We start from the raw sequence: 16,465 nt of genomic DNA on the forward strand, positions 1-16,465 counted from the left end.
TATCACTTTTTTTCTATATGGATGAACGAAACATCCTCTGACTATATAGAATTTCAAAAAATTTACACCCAAACACCAATTCAAGCTATTGGGCATAGGATAGTAGAAAAAAGTATATCCATTTTTAAAGCAAAAAAAAAATACTTAAAGCTTTCATTCATATTTTAAGTGTAAGGAGTGAATTTATTATGTCATCCAATTTCCCAATGGATCCAAACAAAAAAGAAAAAACACCGCAGCCATTAAATGGGTTCATGCGTTCTATGAATCAGTTTTTTCAGGAAAAGCCAGTGAAAAACTTTCTGCAGCAAATGGATGAATTTTTTAGTAACCCATTTCCTAATATGGCTTTTCCACTGAGTGTAAATGAAACAGAAGGTGCTACGATTATTAAGGCAGAGCTGCCTGGAGTTAATAAAGAACAAATTCAATTAGACATCTATGATCATTATTTAACTATCAGTATTAATCATCAGGAAATTTTAACAGAGGAAAATTCGCAGACTAAAACATTTCATACAAGTAAAACGTATAAAAGAAACAGCCGAAGCATTGCATTTCCTCATCCAATTGATGAAAGAAAAGTAACGGCATCTTATCAAAATGGATTGCTTACGATTAAAGTCCCTAAACAAAAAGGAAAAAAAATTATGATTGAAGATCGAGACTAATCCATAAATTCAGAAAGAGTAAATTCTCCTTTCTCTGCACATATTAATAGTGGGTGTTAAAAGAATATCCTCTCCTTCCATACGGTAGAAGGAGGGATCCTTTTTCTATCCCTTCTATTTCTTTCTAATCTTACTTCCTGAGGTGATATGATGAGTTATAGAGATCAGTTAGATTCTCATTCTGCGCTTTTTCATCACAATTGGACGAGACCTAAACGTTCTAAATCCCAAGTAAATGGGCATACGCAAATGTCTCAGAATAATATCATTCTAAGAAGTAATGCAAAAGCACACCGCTGGTAGTAGAGAAAAAGAAATGGAGGCTGTCGCATGACAGCCTCTGCTTATTGCTTCCTAAGGTATGTTACACCTTAAAGATTCCCCCGACTCCTTTTACCAATCCTGTTACTTGATTCATTGCATTCATCATCATTCCTGCAGTATCCATCATTTTATTAAAATCTAAAGAACCATCTTGTGATTTAAAAGAATTCATAATGCTTTTCATATTTCCTTGTTTTTTCGGAATAAAGGACTGCTTTGGATATGGATTCATAAAGCCTTGACTTTGATTCATATAATTGGGTGTGTATTGATTCAGTTCACTGTTCTCCATATAATGAAGTGGATTTTGGAATATATCTTGTGTATTGTTTTTATAAGCATTTTGCGGGTGGTAATAATTCGATTGGTTAGTTTGATAATTCGGCTGCATTGGTGGCATGTTGTAAAAATTTTGTCCATTCATGCCTGCTCCATTCCACTGTCCTTGATTTATATATGGATGATATAGTCTGTTATCAGATGACACAGGATGCGTATAAGCGGTCTGATAAGGTGGCATGTTCCAGCTTTGTTGATTAGATGCTTTATTCATGAAATTCTATCCTCCCACGTTAAAGATATCCTTATCTACTATATGATAATAACGCCTATACTGTGCATTGATGTACCAATAATTTGACCTCTATGTTATCTAAGAAGGAACAGGAATTTAAATTTAACAAAAAAGCAAAAAAAAAAGAGAAATTTCATCTCCCTTTTACTAATCCTTATTTCGTTTCATTTTTTAACGCATCCAGTAATGTTTGCAGTATATATTTTACAGATTTCGCTGAATCAAGAAAGCGTTTTTTACTTGTTTGCGTAAAAAATGCCTGAATGGAAATAATTTCAATATGATCAGCGGCTGTATTTATTTGGATCTTATTCAAATAATCAGGCTTAGATTTCTGCACCCACTCTGTCGCCATTTCCTTCCATTTATCATTAAGCTCTTTAATCTGATTGGCAAAAGGTCGGACAATCTCATAAAAATCCTTATCAACTCCTGATTCCTTCACTTTATAAAACGTATCTAATGCATACTCTACTGCTTCTAGAAGCTTAGTTGTATATTCCATCAATTGATGATTTTCCGTCAATTTTGCCACTCCATTTTTACCTATTATCGTTAATGATTTTATTTTAACGATTTACTTTGCCAAGTTCAAGTAAAGAGGCATTTGTTGTCGCGGACCATCTGTATGAATAGTTAATTTACTGGCTGCCATTTTTTTCTCCATAGTAGTGATTCCTCTTTCTATGTCATTTAAAGAAGTAATATGATCCTTCACAAGATGCATGTTTTGATTAAAGGAATTTAAAAGCATTGCATCCAATGTATCTAATTCCTCTTGGATTTCCTCTAACAGATTCAATAACTTTTCTTTTGTATAAGCATTTTCCATGCAAATCCCTCCAGGCTATTTTGATATATACTCTTTCTTTTTTTTTAGCAACTATCCTGCATCGTTGACAAAACTAGAAGAGATTCGGCAAAGAAAGTACATATTCTTATTACTGGTTTAAATTTCGACAAGATTAAGCAAATATTAGGTTAACCATTTGTTTTTCTGACGAATAAGCGCATGTAATTGCTGCTGTTTTTTCAGATACCAATCAGTAATATGAAAAGGTTCTTTCTGTTCCTTCAGGATGCGCCACTTTTTCTTGATATTCTTTTTAAACCAATCATTTCTTAATATATATTGATGCCTCACTACTGGATAAGCAGCTCGTAAAAAAGGTGTCGTATTGGTTAAATTTGGGTATATGTATTTTTCATAATCACTCCTCGAACCTGTATGTTCTATTTTTCTTGCAAAATCATAGAACTCTTGATATAAATTAGGTTTAAATAAAAGACTTGCTAAAGTATTGCCAAGCTTAATCCGTTCGCTTAGTGATGTGAAGTTAGAAACGCTTGCCCCATAAAGTGTTCCTTGCAAAGTTGGGAAAAGGACTGCGTTAAAATGGAAAAAATCTTGAAAAAGATATGGAAGATAATGAAAAACATGATGCTTAATTGTTGTGTTTTCTATGACAGGCTGTTGAATAACATTTTGTTCATTAATAATTAAGCTATTCATTAATCTTTTCTTATTTTTATTCTCCCAATAGAAATTCCATTCTTCTTCCATAAAAGAGGAAACTTGAAAAAATTTTAATAAATGAAACATTGGCAAGTTTTTTTTCGTCGAATATTCATAGAGTAATAATTGGGGGTATGCATCATGAAAGATCAGCCAATTAGCTTTCTCGTAAGTTAAGAATATTTGCTGTCTTTTTTCTTGACTAACTACTTGTGGGAGCCAACTTCCATTCAAATCGCACATATTCCAGCCTGCATTTCGGGAAACTTGACTCGCAAGAAACGCCCATTGTATTTCTTTATGTTTGTTATAATAGTGGAGATATGCTTTCGTTCTCGAAATATTGTCAAAGTTGCACTTATCGGTAATTAGTCTTATTCTATTAATAAGTTTTTCTTCTTCCAATGAAGAAAAATATGATTTTTTACCTATCAAATTGTTCACCTCTTATGAACGCTTTATGGTATTATTGTTTGTTGATTGCAATAAGTTATACTTTGAAAGAATCTTTGTGAGGTGAAAAAATGAAGATTCATTATCCAAATGGGAAAAGGTACACTCCTTTAAAAAACGTACATACCAAGCCGCCCCAAAAGGTAAATTATAGTAATCGAGGTATGACACTAGAGGATGATCTGAACGAAACCAATAAATACTATTTAGAATTTGGAAAGGCAGTCATACATAAAAAGCCGACGCCTGTTCAAATAGTCCAAGTCGATTACCCTAAAAGAAGTGCTGCTGTAATAAAAGAAGCCTATTTTAAACAAGCTTCCACTACAGACTATAATGGTGTTTATCGAGGTAAATATATTGACTTTGAAGCGAAAGAAACGAAGCATACAACTTCCTTTCCGCTGAATAACTTCCATGAACACCAAATCAAGCATATGCGGTTGGTATGTGAGCAACAAGGAATTTGCTTTGTCATTATCTCCTTTTCTGAAACTAATGAAATATTCTATTTAGATGCAGAAAAACTATTTGTATTTTGGGAAAGAATGATAAATGGGGGAAGAAAATCGATTACAAAACAAGAATTAGAAAGCAATGGTCATTCCATCAGCCTAGGTTACCGACCTCGAATTGACTATATAAAAGTAATCGATACTATTTATGATTTTAACTAATTCCTTTTGTTTTTAGAAAGAAAGGTAGGAATAATTATGACAGATAAATATCAAACGCGAGAGGAGCGCCGTAAACAACTTGAAGCCTCTAAGAAAAAAGCTCCTAAAAAAGCAAAGAAAAAAAGCGGCATGAATTTGTTTAAGCGCGTTCTGCTTATTTTATTAACAATCGGCATTATCGGCATTATTGCCGGTGGTGTGACCTTTGCTATTATGGTAAAAGACGCACCTGAATTAAATCCTGAGACATTAAAGGATCCTATTTCTTCTACTATCTATGACAAAAATGACAAAGAAATAGCAAAAGTAGGTGCCGTAAATCGGGACTATGTAAACTATGAAGATATACCTGATTTAGTGAAAGATGCGTTTATCGCAACCGAGGATTCGCGATTTTTTAAGCATCATGGAATTGATCCTATTCGCCTAGGCGGAGCTGTTATTGCAAACTTCCGAGATGGGTTTGGTTCTGAAGGAGCAAGTACGATTACACAGCAAGTAGTGAAAAACTTCTTCTTTAACCAGCCGCAAAAAACATTAAGCCGAAAAGCACAAGAAGCATGGCTGGCTCTTGAATTAGAACGGAAATACTCAAAAGAAGAAATATTTGAAATGTATGTCAATAAAATCTTTATGTCTGAAAATATGAGCGGCGTGAAAACCGCAGCCAGAGTCTATTTTGATAAAAGCTTAGATGAATTAACCTTACCTGAGGCTGCCCTCTTAGCAGGAATGCCACAGGCGCCAAATGCGTATAATCCGTTTAATAATCCGGAAAGAGCAGAGAAAAGACGTAATATCGTCTTATCTTTAATGCACCAGCATGGCTATATTTCTAAAGCGGAAATGGAAAAAGCTCAAAAGACTTCTGTGGAAGATACATTAGTGGCAAAAGAAAAACGTAAATCAAATGACTTGCCATTTGATCCATTTATAAAACAAGTTATTGCCGAAATTGAGAAAAAATATCCGGATGTTAATGTATTTACAGATGGATTAGAAATTTATACAACAATGGATCAGAAAGCTCAGGAATATGTGGAAAAATTAATGTATGAAGGAGAAATCGTTCCTTTCCCTGACAAAGATTTCCAAGCTGGAATTACATTGTTGGATACAAAAACAGGCGGTATTTTAGCACTTGGCGGAGATCGTGATCCTGAAGTAAAGCTAGGCACAAACTATGCAACAGATATGAAGCGCCAGCCAGGATCAACAGCTAAGCCAATCTTAGATTATGGTCCAGCAATTGAACATTTAAAATGGGGTACTTATCAAACAATCGTAGATGAACGCAGTACCTATTCAGACGGAACACCGATAAGCAACTGGGATAACAGCTATAAAGGCTCTATGACTATGCGAAAAGCGTTAGAAATGTCAAGAAATATCCCTGCTCTTAAAGCATTCCAAGCTGTTGGTGCTGAAAATGCTAAAGAATTTGCCGTGAATCTTGGTATCCCGCTTGAGGAAGCATATGAATCATATGCAATCGGAGCGTTTGAAGCTAGCACACTAGAAATGGCTGGAGCTTATAGCGCCTTTGGTAATGAAGGAGTATATAATGCACCTCATGCTGTGCGATCCTTTAAATTAAAAGATGGTACAAAGATAAATATGGAACCTAAATCAAAAGTTGTCATGCAGGATTATACAGCATTCCTTATATCTGATATGCTAAAAGGCGTTCTTACAAGCAGCGATGGAACAGGAAAACTTGCAAATATTCCTGGATTGCCTGTTGCTGGTAAAACAGGAACAACCAACTATTCACAAGAAGAACGAACTAAATGGGGCATAACGAATTCTAAAAGTGTTCCTGACGCCTGGTTCGCTGGTTACACAACGAATTTCACCATGGCTGTATGGACCGGATATACGGAACGAAAAAATCCACTCACGCCTGGTGCTAATCAGAAAGTTGCCCAACAAATTTTCAAAGCTGTCATGGGACATATTTCTGAAGGGGTAGAAACAGCGGATTTCAAGAAACCAGATAGTGTGGAAACCGTTAAAATTGAGAAAGGAACCTATCCGGCGCGGTTAGCAAGTTCCTATACACCAAGTAGTCAAATACTGACCGAATATGCGGTAAAAGGAAATATTCTTAATGAGGTATCACAGAAATATAATAAACCAGATGCACCAAATGGAGTAAAAGCTAGTTATAATGAAAACAGTGATGAAATTGACTTATCTTGGAATTATGGCAAAAAAGATGGCATTAAATTTGATGTCAGCGTCAGTGTAGATGGTGGAGCTAGTGAGCAATTAACTGTCACTTCTGACACAAGTTTAAAAATCGCTAAACCTACTCCTGGCAGCACCTATAACTTCGCCGTAAAAGCAATTAAAGGTGATCAAGAAAGTGATCCTGCGTCTGCTAGTATTACTGTACCAGAAAAAATTGAGGAACAGCCGCCAGAGGAACCGAATGAGACAATAGATGACGAGGATAAGCAAGACGATCCTAACGGCGAAGATTCTGAGGACAATCAAGATAATGGCGACAATGATGACTCAGACAATGGGGATGAAAATCACAACAATCAAGATAACAACAATGGCAATAACAATGGTAATAATGGCGAGAACAACAATGGCAATAACAATAACAATAATGATAATAACAATACTGGTAACAATAATACTGGACAAAATAATCATCCTAATAGTAATGAACCTAACCAGAACCAGAACCAGAACCAGAACCGTAATAGAGAACAAAATCAAAATGATTCTCAATAAAACGAACTTCCAACAGCGGGGACTTCCCTCCCCCTGTTAAATAATTAGTTAAATTAACCTGACCTCTTTTATTAATGAATAAAAAACCCAACCAATTATACAAAGTTATCACCTCCGTATAATTGGTTGGGGTTTTTTTGATAGAACATTTATGTTCCAGCTTTTTCTACTATTTAATTGCTTCTCTTTAATCTTACTAATTTAATCGCAAACTGTTTTTCTAATTCTTTATATAGCTCATCCAGCTGTTTAAAGGAATGATAACCATTTAATCTTTTTAATATAAACTGAAGTCGATCTTCTAAATTGAAAGGTTTTACTTCTAAACTAGGATCTACTAAACCATTTTTAAATGTGACCGGTTTTTCGTTAACCCAATATAAACATTCTAAAAAGTATTCCACTCCAATCGTTAGTCCTTGTTGAAGCCTATTAGAATCTCTTTCTTTCACAAATAATTGTATTTCCTGTTTAAGCTGTCTCCACTTATCAAAAACCAATTTTACACACTCAGAAAAGTTTGCTTTGTTCCATGGCTGATAAACTACCTTATTATGATAGTAATTAGCCTCATGCAAAAAAGCTGGCATTAGTTCAAAGCTATCCGGAGCGATACTAGGAAATTGCTTTACAGCTGGGAACGGTCCATATATAAGCTCAGGTAGTGCATCTAATTGATTGTTAGCCATTAGACTATCCCCTTCGTCTTCATTCTCTTTTTCCCTTCTCGGCACAATGCTAGTAGTGGACAAGCCTCGCATTGCGGGTTTTGAGCTTTACAGTGATATCTTCCAAAAAAGATCATACGATGATGCGTTACAGACCATTCCTCTTTGGGAACTTTTTTCATAAGTGTTTTCTCTACTTCTAAAACGGAGTCTTTCCAACGACAAAAACCTAATCGCTTACTAACTCTCTCCACATGTGTATCAACAGCAATAGCGGGAATATTATAAGCGACAGAAACAACGACATTAGCCGTTTTTCTTCCGACACCAGGTAAATTAATCAGTTCATCCCGATCCATTGGTATTTCCCCATTATATTTGTCTAAAACCATTTGGCATAGTTTTTGAATATTTTTGGCTTTATTTCGATATAAGCCGATCGAACGAATATCATTCTGTAATTCTTCTAAGGGAACACTCAAATAATCTTCTGGTGTTTTATATTTTTGAAATAAATTTTTTGTTACCTTATTAACAAGGGCATCGGTACACTGGGCAGATAATGATACGGCAATCACTAATTCAAACGGATTAGAATGAACTAATTCACAATGCGCTTCTGGAAACATCTCTCCCATCGTATCTAGACAATATCTAATTTCATCTTTTTTTAACATGTGATCCTCCGAAATGAATATACTTACTCTCTATAAAAAAAAGGGTCATCCTAAGAATAGTAAGACTAACATCTATCTACCTAAGAAATCTTTCTATTTGATAGATGTTTTAATGAAAGTCTAAACGTTATTCTAGTGACAATCCTAGCTTTCAATGTTGCTTTTTTACACAAGTATGCTACTTTTTATCCTATATTAGGAAGAACAATTAGTACTCAGGAGGAAAGAAAAAAGGAGCCTCCTGCTCATTTTTGCCTATACATCCTTCTTCTCCATCAAAAGATTATTGATCCAACCAATTATAAAATGGCACAGTCTTGTTGTTAGAAGATTCTTCTGATTGTTCTGCTTTATAACCAACAGATTGATGCTGTCTAAACTTTTTCCCATGGCTCTTTGCTTGCTCGATTGTCTTAATTCCGTTCTTTTTCCATTCAAACAAGATTCGGTCAATATAACGAAAATTTAATTTACCTGAAATCACAGCTTCCCGAAGCGCTGCTTTTATAATTACTATTTCATGCTGATCGTCGTCAACCCACATATTTAACGTTTCAATTTCAAAAGGAGACAATGGTCTTCCAAATTCTCTTTCAAAACAAGTATATAAATCTGATTCTTCTTTTTCTATTAAAGCTTCTTCTTCTTTTTTATTATTTAGGAGAAATTGCTCAATTAATTTATTCCAAAGAGGCTCTAATGAATATCTCTCAAATCGGATTCCAGTATCACTATTTCCATCTAATATGTCGATAAAGCCTTTGCGGATAAGTTGACTCAATAATTCATGACATTCATTAATATCTATCGTCATTTGCGCAGCTATTTCTGCAGGGGTCGGAAAATCCTTCCCTCGTTCTAAGTAATAATGTACTTGCAGTAAAAGAACTAATTCTTTTTCATTTATTTTTAAATGTTTATAATGTGTTAGAAGTGTGGAAGGAATATTTACATTCCCTTCTTGCAGCCATTTTAAAAAAATTGTTTTATTCATAAGGACACCTCTAATTAAGTATATCATGTTGGCAATAAGCATGTAATAATGAAAATCACCCAAACCTAGCAATAGTTAACAAAAAGAAGAAGGGAGAAAACAAGGAATGTTATCAAAGATGAAAACCTCACACTGTGTATTCGCTGTGAGGTCTTCCTCCTAAACTTTCCGTATTTTCTACCCTTGTTGATTAAGGATATAGACGATTTAATAATCTTGGGAATGGAATCGTTTCACGAACATGCTCCACTCCTGTAATCCAAGCAACTGTTCTTTCTAATCCAAGACCAAAACCAGAATGAGGTACTGAACCATATTCTCTTAGTTCTAGATACCATTTGTATGTTTCTGGATCTAGCTGATGCTCTTCTACACGTTTATTTAATAGATCCATATCATGGATACGCTCAGAACCACCAATAATTTCACCATAGCCTTCTGGAGCAATTAAATCTGCGCAAAGGACAACATCTTCTCTTTCAGGGTCTGGCTGCATATAGAAAGGTTTAATTTTAGTTGGATAATGTGTGATAAACACAGGCTTATCAAAACTTTCCGCAATCGCTGTTTCATGCGGAGACCCAAAGTCATCTCCCCATTCGATATCATCAAAGCCTTTTTCATGTAAGAATGTGATTGCATCGTCATAGCTTATTCTAGGGAAAGGAGCAGTGATTTTCTCTAATTTAGAAACATCTCTTCCTAAAGTGTTAAGCACAAGCTGACAATTTTTCAACACAGATTGAACAACATATGATACGTATTGTTCTTGAACTTCTAAATTCTCATCAAACTCTACAAATGCCATTTCAGGCTCAATCATCCAAAACTCGATTAAATGACGACGAGTTTTAGATTTTTCGGCACGGAATGTAGGGCCAAATGAAAACACCTTTCCTAAAGCCATTGCAGCTGCTTCCATATAAAGTTGTCCACTTTGTGACAGATAAGCATCTTCCTCAAAATACTTAGTTGCAAATAGTTCTGTTGTACCCTCAGGAGCACTTCCTGTCAGAATTGGTGGATCGACTTTTACAAAGCCGTTTTCATTAAAAAATTCATATGTTGCACGAATTATTTCATTTCTTACTTTCATTACTGCATGCTGGCGCTTAGAACGTAACCATAAATGACGATTATCCATCAAGAACTCTGTTCCATGTTCTTTTGGCGTTATCGGGTAATCTGTTGAAGTATGAATCAATTCAATATTTGTTACTAATAACTCATACCCAAACGGAGAACGTTCATCCTTTTGAACAGTACCAGTAACATATACAGATGATTCTTGAGTAATTGATTTAGCTGTTTGGAAAACTTCCTCTGCTACGTCACTTTTGACAATAACTCCTTGTACAAATCCTGATCCGTCGCGAAGTTGTAAAAAGGCAATTTTTCCGCTAGAACGCTTGTTGGCAATCCACGCGCCTACTTTAACCTCTTTATCAACATATTTTGGTAACTCGGCAATAGTTGCTTTAATCACGATTAACTCCTCCAAAAACAAATAAATATATGTACTTAAATAGATACTTCGGTACACCCTATAGAAAAATAAATGGGATTAACGACCGATTGATTCTACTCATAGTAGCAGATTTAATAGAAATCATTCTACACCATAAAAAATATTCTACCAAAACATTATACCTTTACATCTGTAGACAATCAACACTATCGATCACCTTCCAGGATAATATTAGCGTATACAACGACTTTTCTTTTATTTAATCCTACTCCGGTCAATTTCTCTTCAAAAATAAATAACAGAAAAAGAAAGAATGCCCTAAAAGAAATAGTATCTTTGTGGGCATACTCTACTAATAAAACTTTACTTGTTAACGACTATTTTTTTTTCGACAAATTGCTCCATTCGCGTTACTGCTGCTTCTAGTTTTTCAAGTGATGTTGCATAAGATAGTCGGATGTAGCTATCTGCTCCAAATCCTGAACCTGGAACAACTGCTACTAATGCCTCTTCTAATAAAGCTGTTGAAAACTCATCTACAGACTTAAATCCAGTTAATTCTACAGCCTTTTGCACATTAGGGAAAAGATAAAACGCTCCTTGGGGTTTTAGACATGAAAACCCAGGAATATTATTTAATTTTTCATGAATAATATCTAAGCGCTTATTAAATGCTTGACGCATTTCTTCGACTGAATCTTGCGGGCCTGCATATGCTTCTATCGTTGCATACTGAGATGGTGTCGTCGGGTTTGAAGTACTGTGACTCGCTAGATTTGTCATCGCTGTAATAATTTCTTTAGAACCCGCTGCATAGCCAATTCTCCAGCCAGTCATGGAGTGAGATTTTGAAACCCCATTGATAATAATAGTGGCTTTCTTCAGCTCAGGGGATAAAGAAGCAATTGATACATGCTTGTTATCTCCATAAACTAACTTTTCATAAATTTCATCAGATATAATTAAAATATTATGTTCTAGACAAATCTCCCCAATTGCTTTTAATTCTTCTTCTGTATAGATCATTCCAGTTGGATTACTTGGTGAATTGATAATGATTGCTTTCGTTTTGGAAGTAATAGCCTCTTTTAATTGTTCTGGGGTAATCTTAAATTCATTTGATTCATAACCTTTAATAAAAACAGGCTCTCCTTCTGCCAGCTTCACTTGTTCTGGATAACTAACCCAATAAGGCGTAGGGATAATAACTTCGTCTCCTTTGTCCAAAATTACTTGGAACAAAGTATATAATCCATGTTTTGCTCCATTTGTGACGATAATCTGATTTGTTTCATAATCCAGCTGTTGATCTCGCTTTAACTTTGCTGCAATTTCCTTTTTTAATGCTTGTAAACCTGATGCTGGAGTGTATTTTGTATGTCCTTCATTCATGCTTCTAACTGCTGCGTCAATAATATTTTGAGGAGTGTTAAAATCAGGCTCTCCAGCTCCTAAACCGATCACATCATGACCATCTGCTTTTAAACTAGCTGCTTTTGCAGTAATGGCCAAAGTTGTTGATGGAGTTAATGCATTCACTCTTTGTGCTAACTGAATTTTCATTGTTATTTACCACTCCTATTGGTTAATAATTTTCAATTGTTAAAAGAATTTCTCCTGTTTCAAAGTCTATCCAATGATAGTTTATGGAGTCTTTATTTGTATGAGAATAGATCTCCCATACCGGTATGCCATCATACATTCCTAAACGCACATGATTGACTTTTTCTGGCGTCTGCTTCGATAATAATATATTAAGCGCTTCTTGTTTGGTCAGCCCATCTTTTTTCAATTTCTCGGTAACTTTATGGGTTTTTTCATTAATCCAAACAATAATATCCTTATTATCATCGTTTTTACCTTCTAAAATATAATAGGCTTCCTTGCCATTATATAATTGAAAGTTGTCGACTTCTTTCAAATCGACTTCTTTCTTAGCAATATCTTCCGCTACTTCCCTTGCAAATTTAACAGGCTTCATCGCTTGAACATATGTATTAATACTTACAGCTAGTCCAATAAGAACAACAACGACAATTATCCAAATCCATTTCTTCATTTTCATCACTTCTTTAATACAATATTTTATACATAGGTTATTATAACAGGATTTATAAACAGAAAGAAATAATAATACTAATAATCAGTAGTTTTTTCTAGAAATGACCAGCCTGCATCCACTTCCTTTTCTATTTTTTAACAGAAATTCTGTTCCTTTAAAAGTTGATGTGTATGCAAGCTGCATTAATAAGATAACAGAAGGGTTATCTACTTCTACTTCAGCCACTTTTCAATAAACTCGACCATTTTGGCATTATTTTGCTGCTTAATTGGTACAGCAGGAATAGACTTTAAAAATGTTTCCCCATAAGAAGTGGTAACAATGCGCCGATCAAATACAATTATAAATCCTTTATCTTCTTCTGTACGAATTAATCTTCCGAATCCTTGTTTAAATCGCAAAACTGCCTCTGGAAGACTATTTTCTAAAAACGGATTTCCGCCCTCATTCTTAATGCGTTCATTTTTCGCTTCTGTTAAAGGATCTTCTGGTGAAGAAAAGGGAAGTCTAACAATAATTAGGCAGGTTAAGTCTTCTCCTGGAATATCAATGCCTTCCCAAAAACTATTTGTTCCCAATAATATCGCCTTATCGTATCGTTGAAAATTACGTGTTAATCTCATTCGGCTTCCATTAGTAATTCCTTGGGCCAAAATAGCATATTCTTCTAGACAGCCACTTTCTTTCATGTAATCATATGTCTTTTTCAGCATATCATTTGCAGTGAAAAGAATAAGCATTCTCCCTTTTGTAGCTTGCGCGATATTAATGATTTGTTCGCCAATAGTCGATACATACTCATTTAATGAGACTGTATTCACTTCGGGTACATCTGTTGGAATAAGCAGCTGTACTTGTTTCTCATACTTAAATGGGGAATCAATTTGAACCTCTAACTGGTTTTTCCCTAGCCCTAAAACTTTCAAATAGTAATCAAATGAATTATTTACAGTTATAGTTGCGGAGGTAAAAACAATACTTTGTTTCTGATTAAAAAAACGATTCTGTAAAGGTTCTGCAACAGAAGATGGCTGTGTATACAAAACAGCATTATTAGGAAAACTTTTCTTATCTGCTTCCAACCAGGCTATATTGTCTCCTTCACGCAAAAACATCTCTCGCAAATGATTAATATATATTTGCCAGTCATTTAATATCGATTCAATTCGTTCAACTACAAGCATTTGCGAAGAGCTAAATTTTCTATTTTGCTCTTTTAATCGAAGCACTTTCTCTCCAAGCGCGTTTCTTCCATCCTTCCATAGAAAAACCATTCTCTCTGCAACGCTTTTGACTGCATTCCAATCTCCTGTTTCGGTTTTCTTTAAACGGTAGCTGCCTTTTCCTTCTTTACTTGACTGATTTGTTTTTTTCACATAACGTAGAACAGCACGAAACAGTTCATCTAATTCTACATGTAACGATAAAATAAATTGATTGAATTCCACTTTTTCCGTTAGAGATAAATCACCTAGCAAATGTTCTAAATGATACATAAGCTGCTTTTGATCTGTCGTCCCAATCGCATTGATACTTAATCGTACGGCTACATATGAAAAGCGGAAACCAAAATGCTTAGTAGCTGTTTTTTCAAAATGATGGCCCTCATCGATAATGGCATAATGATAAGATGGAAGCAAATGTTGATCTGCTGTTAGATCTTTTACAAGCAAAGCATGATTCGTAATAATCATATTAGCCTTTTGAGCAGCATTCCGGGTTCTCCGATAAAAATCCTTCTGGGCCCATTCTTTTGAAATTGGTAATGAAAAATTTCCGTCATTTTTTATTTTTTCCCAATAATTTATTCCACCGCTTGTTAAATTTAATTCATCTTTATCTCCCGTTTCGGTTTCGGTTAACCACACTAAAATCTGCATTTTTGTTAAAACAATATCATAGTTATCCTCTTGCTCCTTTAGAGATATTTCAAATTTATCTAAACTAATATAGTGATTTCTGCCTTTTAAAAGCGTATAAGTAATAGGAAACGGAAGAATTCTTTTAAGCAAAGGCAAGTCTTTATGAAACAGTTGTTCCTGTAACTGAGTTGTAAATGTACTAATAATAACTTGCTCTTTATTCTCTATCGAAAAATAAGCTGCTGGCACTAAATAACCAAGAGACTTTCCGACACCGGTACCAGCTTCAATAAGCCCATGCTGATTACTTGTTAGTGCTTGATGAACGGCATTCATCATTTCTAGCTGTCCTTCTCTTTTTTGATAAAAAGACAAAGTATCTTTCATTCGTTTTTCAACATTATTTACATCAAAAGAAACGGTATAATCTTTACTTTGGCTATTAATCAAATTATTAGGTAGTCTTTTAAGTGTTAATCCACGATATACTTCCCAGCTTTCAGGTATATACTCAACTTTTGATTGTTTCTCTTGAAGTAATGTTTGTAAATAAATATCTAAATCGCTTTTTAGCGATGAACTTAGAAATTCTAATTGCTTTGTCGTAACTTGAGGCAGTGCATTCAGTTTCTTTAGCAATAAAAGCAATAGTTCTGCTGTCACATAAGCATCACTATCAGCCTGATGTGGTCTTGTATGGACAATCCCTTCCTGTGCGGCAAGGTCTGTTAATTTATAACTGTCTGCTGTAGGGTATAAAATCCTTGCTAGTTCGACTGTATCAAGGATAGGGCCATAAAATTGTCTACAACCTGCCTGTTCTAGCTCTTCATTTAAAAAAGATAAATCAAATAAAACATTATGTGCAACAAAATAAGCATCTTCTAATAAATGAACAATTTTGTCTGCTATTTCTTCGAAAATTGGTGCTGATTCCACCATTTCATCTGTGATTCCAGTTAATTCTTCAATAAACGGAGTTATCGGCTGCAGAGGATTAAGTAAGGAAGAGTACTCCTCAACAATCTTCCCATTCTCTATAACCACCGCTGCAAACTGTATGATTCGATCCCCTTTTCTCGGAGAATTACCGTTTGTCTCCAAATCAACTACTACAAATTTGTTACTCATTACGTCCACCTCAAACTTTCAGTCAATCAAACGGTATCATAAAAATGAAAAAAGGGAAAGATGTTCCTGTTTTATGTAATGATTCTTTTATTGTGCTTTTTTTTCGTTACTTTTACACTTTAGAGAAAAATAAACGAAAAAAAGGTTGGAACATAAATATTCCAACCAAATAGAAATCCGAATCATATACGTACATATTAAGCAATATTTATATAATTATTTTGGTTTTAAGTTTTTCCTGTTGTTATAGCACTGTTTTCTCTGGTTCTTGCTGAAGAATAGTTGTAATACGATTGTTTTCATCCATAATCGCTACTTTAGGCTTATGCTGGGTAAGCTCTTCATTTGAAACATAACAATAAGAAATGATAATAACAATATCTCCTACTTGAACTAATCTTGCGGCTGCACCGTTTAAACAAATCGTCCCAGTTCCTCTTTCACCAGGGATAATATATGTTTCTAATCTTGCACCATTATTGTTATTTACAATTTGAACTTTTTCATTCGCTACCATTCCAACCGCATCTAAAATATCTTCATCAATTGTAATACTGCCAACATAATTTAAGTTTGCTTCTGTTACAGTAGCTCGATGGATTTTTCCGTTCATCATTATCCGAAACATAAGGATAACCCT

At 34.7% G+C, this 16,465-nt stretch carries 16 protein-coding genes; 4 read left to right on the forward strand and 12 right to left on the reverse strand.

Translation table 11 applies throughout. From position 1 onward, the window contains the following. Positions 1-188 precede the first annotated feature (188 nt). Positions 189-671, forward strand: a complete 483-nt coding sequence (locus BCI01S_RS02160) for an Hsp20/alpha crystallin family protein (protein WP_047940401.1) — start codon at positions 189-191, stop codon at positions 669-671. Positions 672-821: 150 nt separating this feature from the next. Further along, positions 822-974 (forward strand): YpzG family protein, encoded by a 153-nt coding sequence (locus tag BCI01S_RS24570; protein WP_082138221.1) that lies wholly within the window; start codon positions 822-824, stop codon positions 972-974. 61 nt (positions 975-1,035) lie between these two features. Here BCI01S_RS24570 and BCI01S_RS24575 read toward each other — a convergent pair whose 3' ends face one another. The 4 genes from BCI01S_RS24575 to BCI01S_RS02180 form a co-directional block, all read right to left on the reverse strand. After that, a complete protein-coding gene (locus tag BCI01S_RS24575) occupies positions 1,036-1,548 on the reverse strand; it encodes a YppG family protein (RefSeq protein WP_082809990.1) in 513 nt (170 codons plus the stop codon). A 175-nt stretch (positions 1,549-1,723) separates the two neighbouring features. Then, entirely contained in the window at positions 1,724-2,095 is a 372-nt protein-coding gene (locus BCI01S_RS02170) for a YppE family protein (protein WP_047940400.1), read from the reverse strand. 51 nt (positions 2,096-2,146) lie between these two features. Beyond that, positions 2,147-2,401 (reverse strand): hypothetical protein, encoded by a 255-nt coding sequence (locus tag BCI01S_RS02175; protein WP_061796464.1) that lies wholly within the window; start codon positions 2,399-2,401, stop codon positions 2,147-2,149. A gap of 144 nt (positions 2,402-2,545) precedes the next feature. Next, positions 2,546-3,520 (reverse strand): DUF2515 domain-containing protein, encoded by a 975-nt coding sequence (locus BCI01S_RS02180; protein ID WP_061796466.1) that lies wholly within the window; start codon positions 3,518-3,520, stop codon positions 2,546-2,548. Between the two features lie 89 nt (positions 3,521-3,609). Here BCI01S_RS02180 and recU point away from each other — a divergent pair, with 89 nt between their 5' ends. Then, positions 3,610-4,215, forward strand: coding sequence for a Holliday junction resolvase RecU (recU, locus tag BCI01S_RS02185; protein WP_061796467.1), 606 nt, complete (start codon positions 3,610-3,612; stop codon positions 4,213-4,215). A 36-nt stretch (positions 4,216-4,251) separates the two neighbouring features. After that, on the forward strand, positions 4,252-6,963 hold the full coding sequence (locus tag BCI01S_RS02190; RefSeq protein WP_061796469.1) for a penicillin-binding protein 1A: 2,712 nt from the start codon (positions 4,252-4,254) through the stop codon (positions 6,961-6,963). A 173-nt stretch (positions 6,964-7,136) separates the two neighbouring features. Here the strand turns inward: BCI01S_RS02190 and BCI01S_RS02195 are convergent, their stop codons facing one another. The 8 genes from BCI01S_RS02195 to panD all read right to left on the reverse strand — a co-directional run bounded on the left by BCI01S_RS02195 (position 7,137) and on the right by panD (position 16,453). Further along, positions 7,137-7,652, reverse strand: coding sequence for a YpoC family protein (locus BCI01S_RS02195; RefSeq protein ID WP_061796471.1), 516 nt, complete (start codon positions 7,650-7,652; stop codon positions 7,137-7,139). Next, positions 7,652-8,308, reverse strand: a complete 657-nt coding sequence (gene nth / locus BCI01S_RS02200; protein ID WP_047940395.1) for an endonuclease III — start codon at positions 8,306-8,308, stop codon at positions 7,652-7,654. Before nth ends, BCI01S_RS02195 begins: the two co-directional genes overlap by 1 nt. A gap of 283 nt (positions 8,309-8,591) precedes the next feature. Next, positions 8,592-9,302 (reverse strand): DnaD domain-containing protein, encoded by a 711-nt coding sequence (locus tag BCI01S_RS02205; RefSeq protein ID WP_061796476.1) that lies wholly within the window; start codon positions 9,300-9,302, stop codon positions 8,592-8,594. Positions 9,303-9,492: 190 nt separating this feature from the next. Then, a complete protein-coding gene (gene asnS, locus BCI01S_RS02210) occupies positions 9,493-10,788 on the reverse strand; it encodes an asparagine--tRNA ligase (protein WP_061796477.1) in 1,296 nt (431 codons plus the stop codon). 345 nt (positions 10,789-11,133) lie between these two features. Then, positions 11,134-12,333 carry a pyridoxal phosphate-dependent aminotransferase gene (locus tag BCI01S_RS02215; protein WP_047940392.1) on the reverse strand — a complete coding sequence of 400 codons (1,200 nt, stop codon included), beginning with the start codon at positions 12,331-12,333 and terminating at the stop codon, positions 11,134-11,136. Between the two features lie 22 nt (positions 12,334-12,355). Continuing rightward, positions 12,356-12,829, reverse strand: coding sequence for a cell wall elongation regulator TseB-like domain-containing protein (locus tag BCI01S_RS02220; RefSeq protein ID WP_061796482.1), 474 nt, complete (start codon positions 12,827-12,829; stop codon positions 12,356-12,358). A gap of 215 nt (positions 12,830-13,044) precedes the next feature. Continuing rightward, positions 13,045-15,825 (reverse strand): ATP-dependent DNA helicase DinG, encoded by a 2,781-nt coding sequence (dinG, locus tag BCI01S_RS02225; RefSeq protein ID WP_061796485.1) that lies wholly within the window; start codon positions 15,823-15,825, stop codon positions 13,045-13,047. A 244-nt stretch (positions 15,826-16,069) separates the two neighbouring features. Beyond that, positions 16,070-16,453, reverse strand: coding sequence for an aspartate 1-decarboxylase (gene panD, locus BCI01S_RS02230; RefSeq protein WP_047940389.1), 384 nt, complete (start codon positions 16,451-16,453; stop codon positions 16,070-16,072). Positions 16,454-16,465 lie beyond the last annotated feature (12 nt).

Source organism: Niallia circulans NBRC 13626 (assembly GCF_001591585.1).
Classification (GTDB): domain Bacteria; phylum Bacillota; class Bacilli; order Bacillales; family Cytobacillaceae; genus Niallia; species Niallia circulans.

What these genes read in the sequence shown, in the direction of transcription:
- BCI01S_RS02160 (WP_047940401.1), top strand. Translation starts at nt 189, where the DNA reads ATGTCATCCAATTTCCCAATGGATCCAAACAAAAAAGAAAAAACACCG.
- BCI01S_RS24570 (WP_082138221.1), top strand. Translation starts at nt 822, where the DNA reads ATGAGTTATAGAGATCAGTTAGATTCTCATTCTGCGCTTTTTCATCAC.
- BCI01S_RS24575 (WP_082809990.1), bottom strand. Translation starts at nt 1,548, where the DNA reads ATGAATAAAGCATCTAATCAACAAAGCTGGAACATGCCACCTTATCAG.
- BCI01S_RS02175 (WP_061796464.1), bottom strand. Translation starts at nt 2,401, where the DNA reads ATGGAAAATGCTTATACAAAAGAAAAGTTATTGAATCTGTTAGAGGAA.
- recU (WP_061796467.1), top strand. Translation starts at nt 3,610, where the DNA reads ATGAAGATTCATTATCCAAATGGGAAAAGGTACACTCCTTTAAAAAAC.
- BCI01S_RS02190 (WP_061796469.1), top strand. Translation starts at nt 4,252, where the DNA reads ATGACAGATAAATATCAAACGCGAGAGGAGCGCCGTAAACAACTTGAA.
- BCI01S_RS02195 (WP_061796471.1), bottom strand. Translation starts at nt 7,652, where the DNA reads ATGGCTAACAATCAATTAGATGCACTACCTGAGCTTATATATGGACCG.
- nth (WP_047940395.1), bottom strand. Translation starts at nt 8,308, where the DNA reads ATGTTAAAAAAAGATGAAATTAGATATTGTCTAGATACGATGGGAGAG.
- BCI01S_RS02205 (WP_061796476.1), bottom strand. Translation starts at nt 9,302, where the DNA reads ATGAATAAAACAATTTTTTTAAAATGGCTGCAAGAAGGGAATGTAAAT.
- BCI01S_RS02215 (WP_047940392.1), bottom strand. Translation starts at nt 12,333, where the DNA reads ATGAAAATTCAGTTAGCACAAAGAGTGAATGCATTAACTCCATCAACA.
- BCI01S_RS02220 (WP_061796482.1), bottom strand. Translation starts at nt 12,829, where the DNA reads ATGAAGAAATGGATTTGGATAATTGTCGTTGTTGTTCTTATTGGACTA.
- dinG (WP_061796485.1), bottom strand. Translation starts at nt 15,825, where the DNA reads ATGAGTAACAAATTTGTAGTAGTTGATTTGGAGACAAACGGTAATTCT.
- panD (WP_047940389.1), bottom strand. Translation starts at nt 16,453, where the DNA reads ATGTTTCGGATAATGATGAACGGAAAAATCCATCGAGCTACTGTAACA.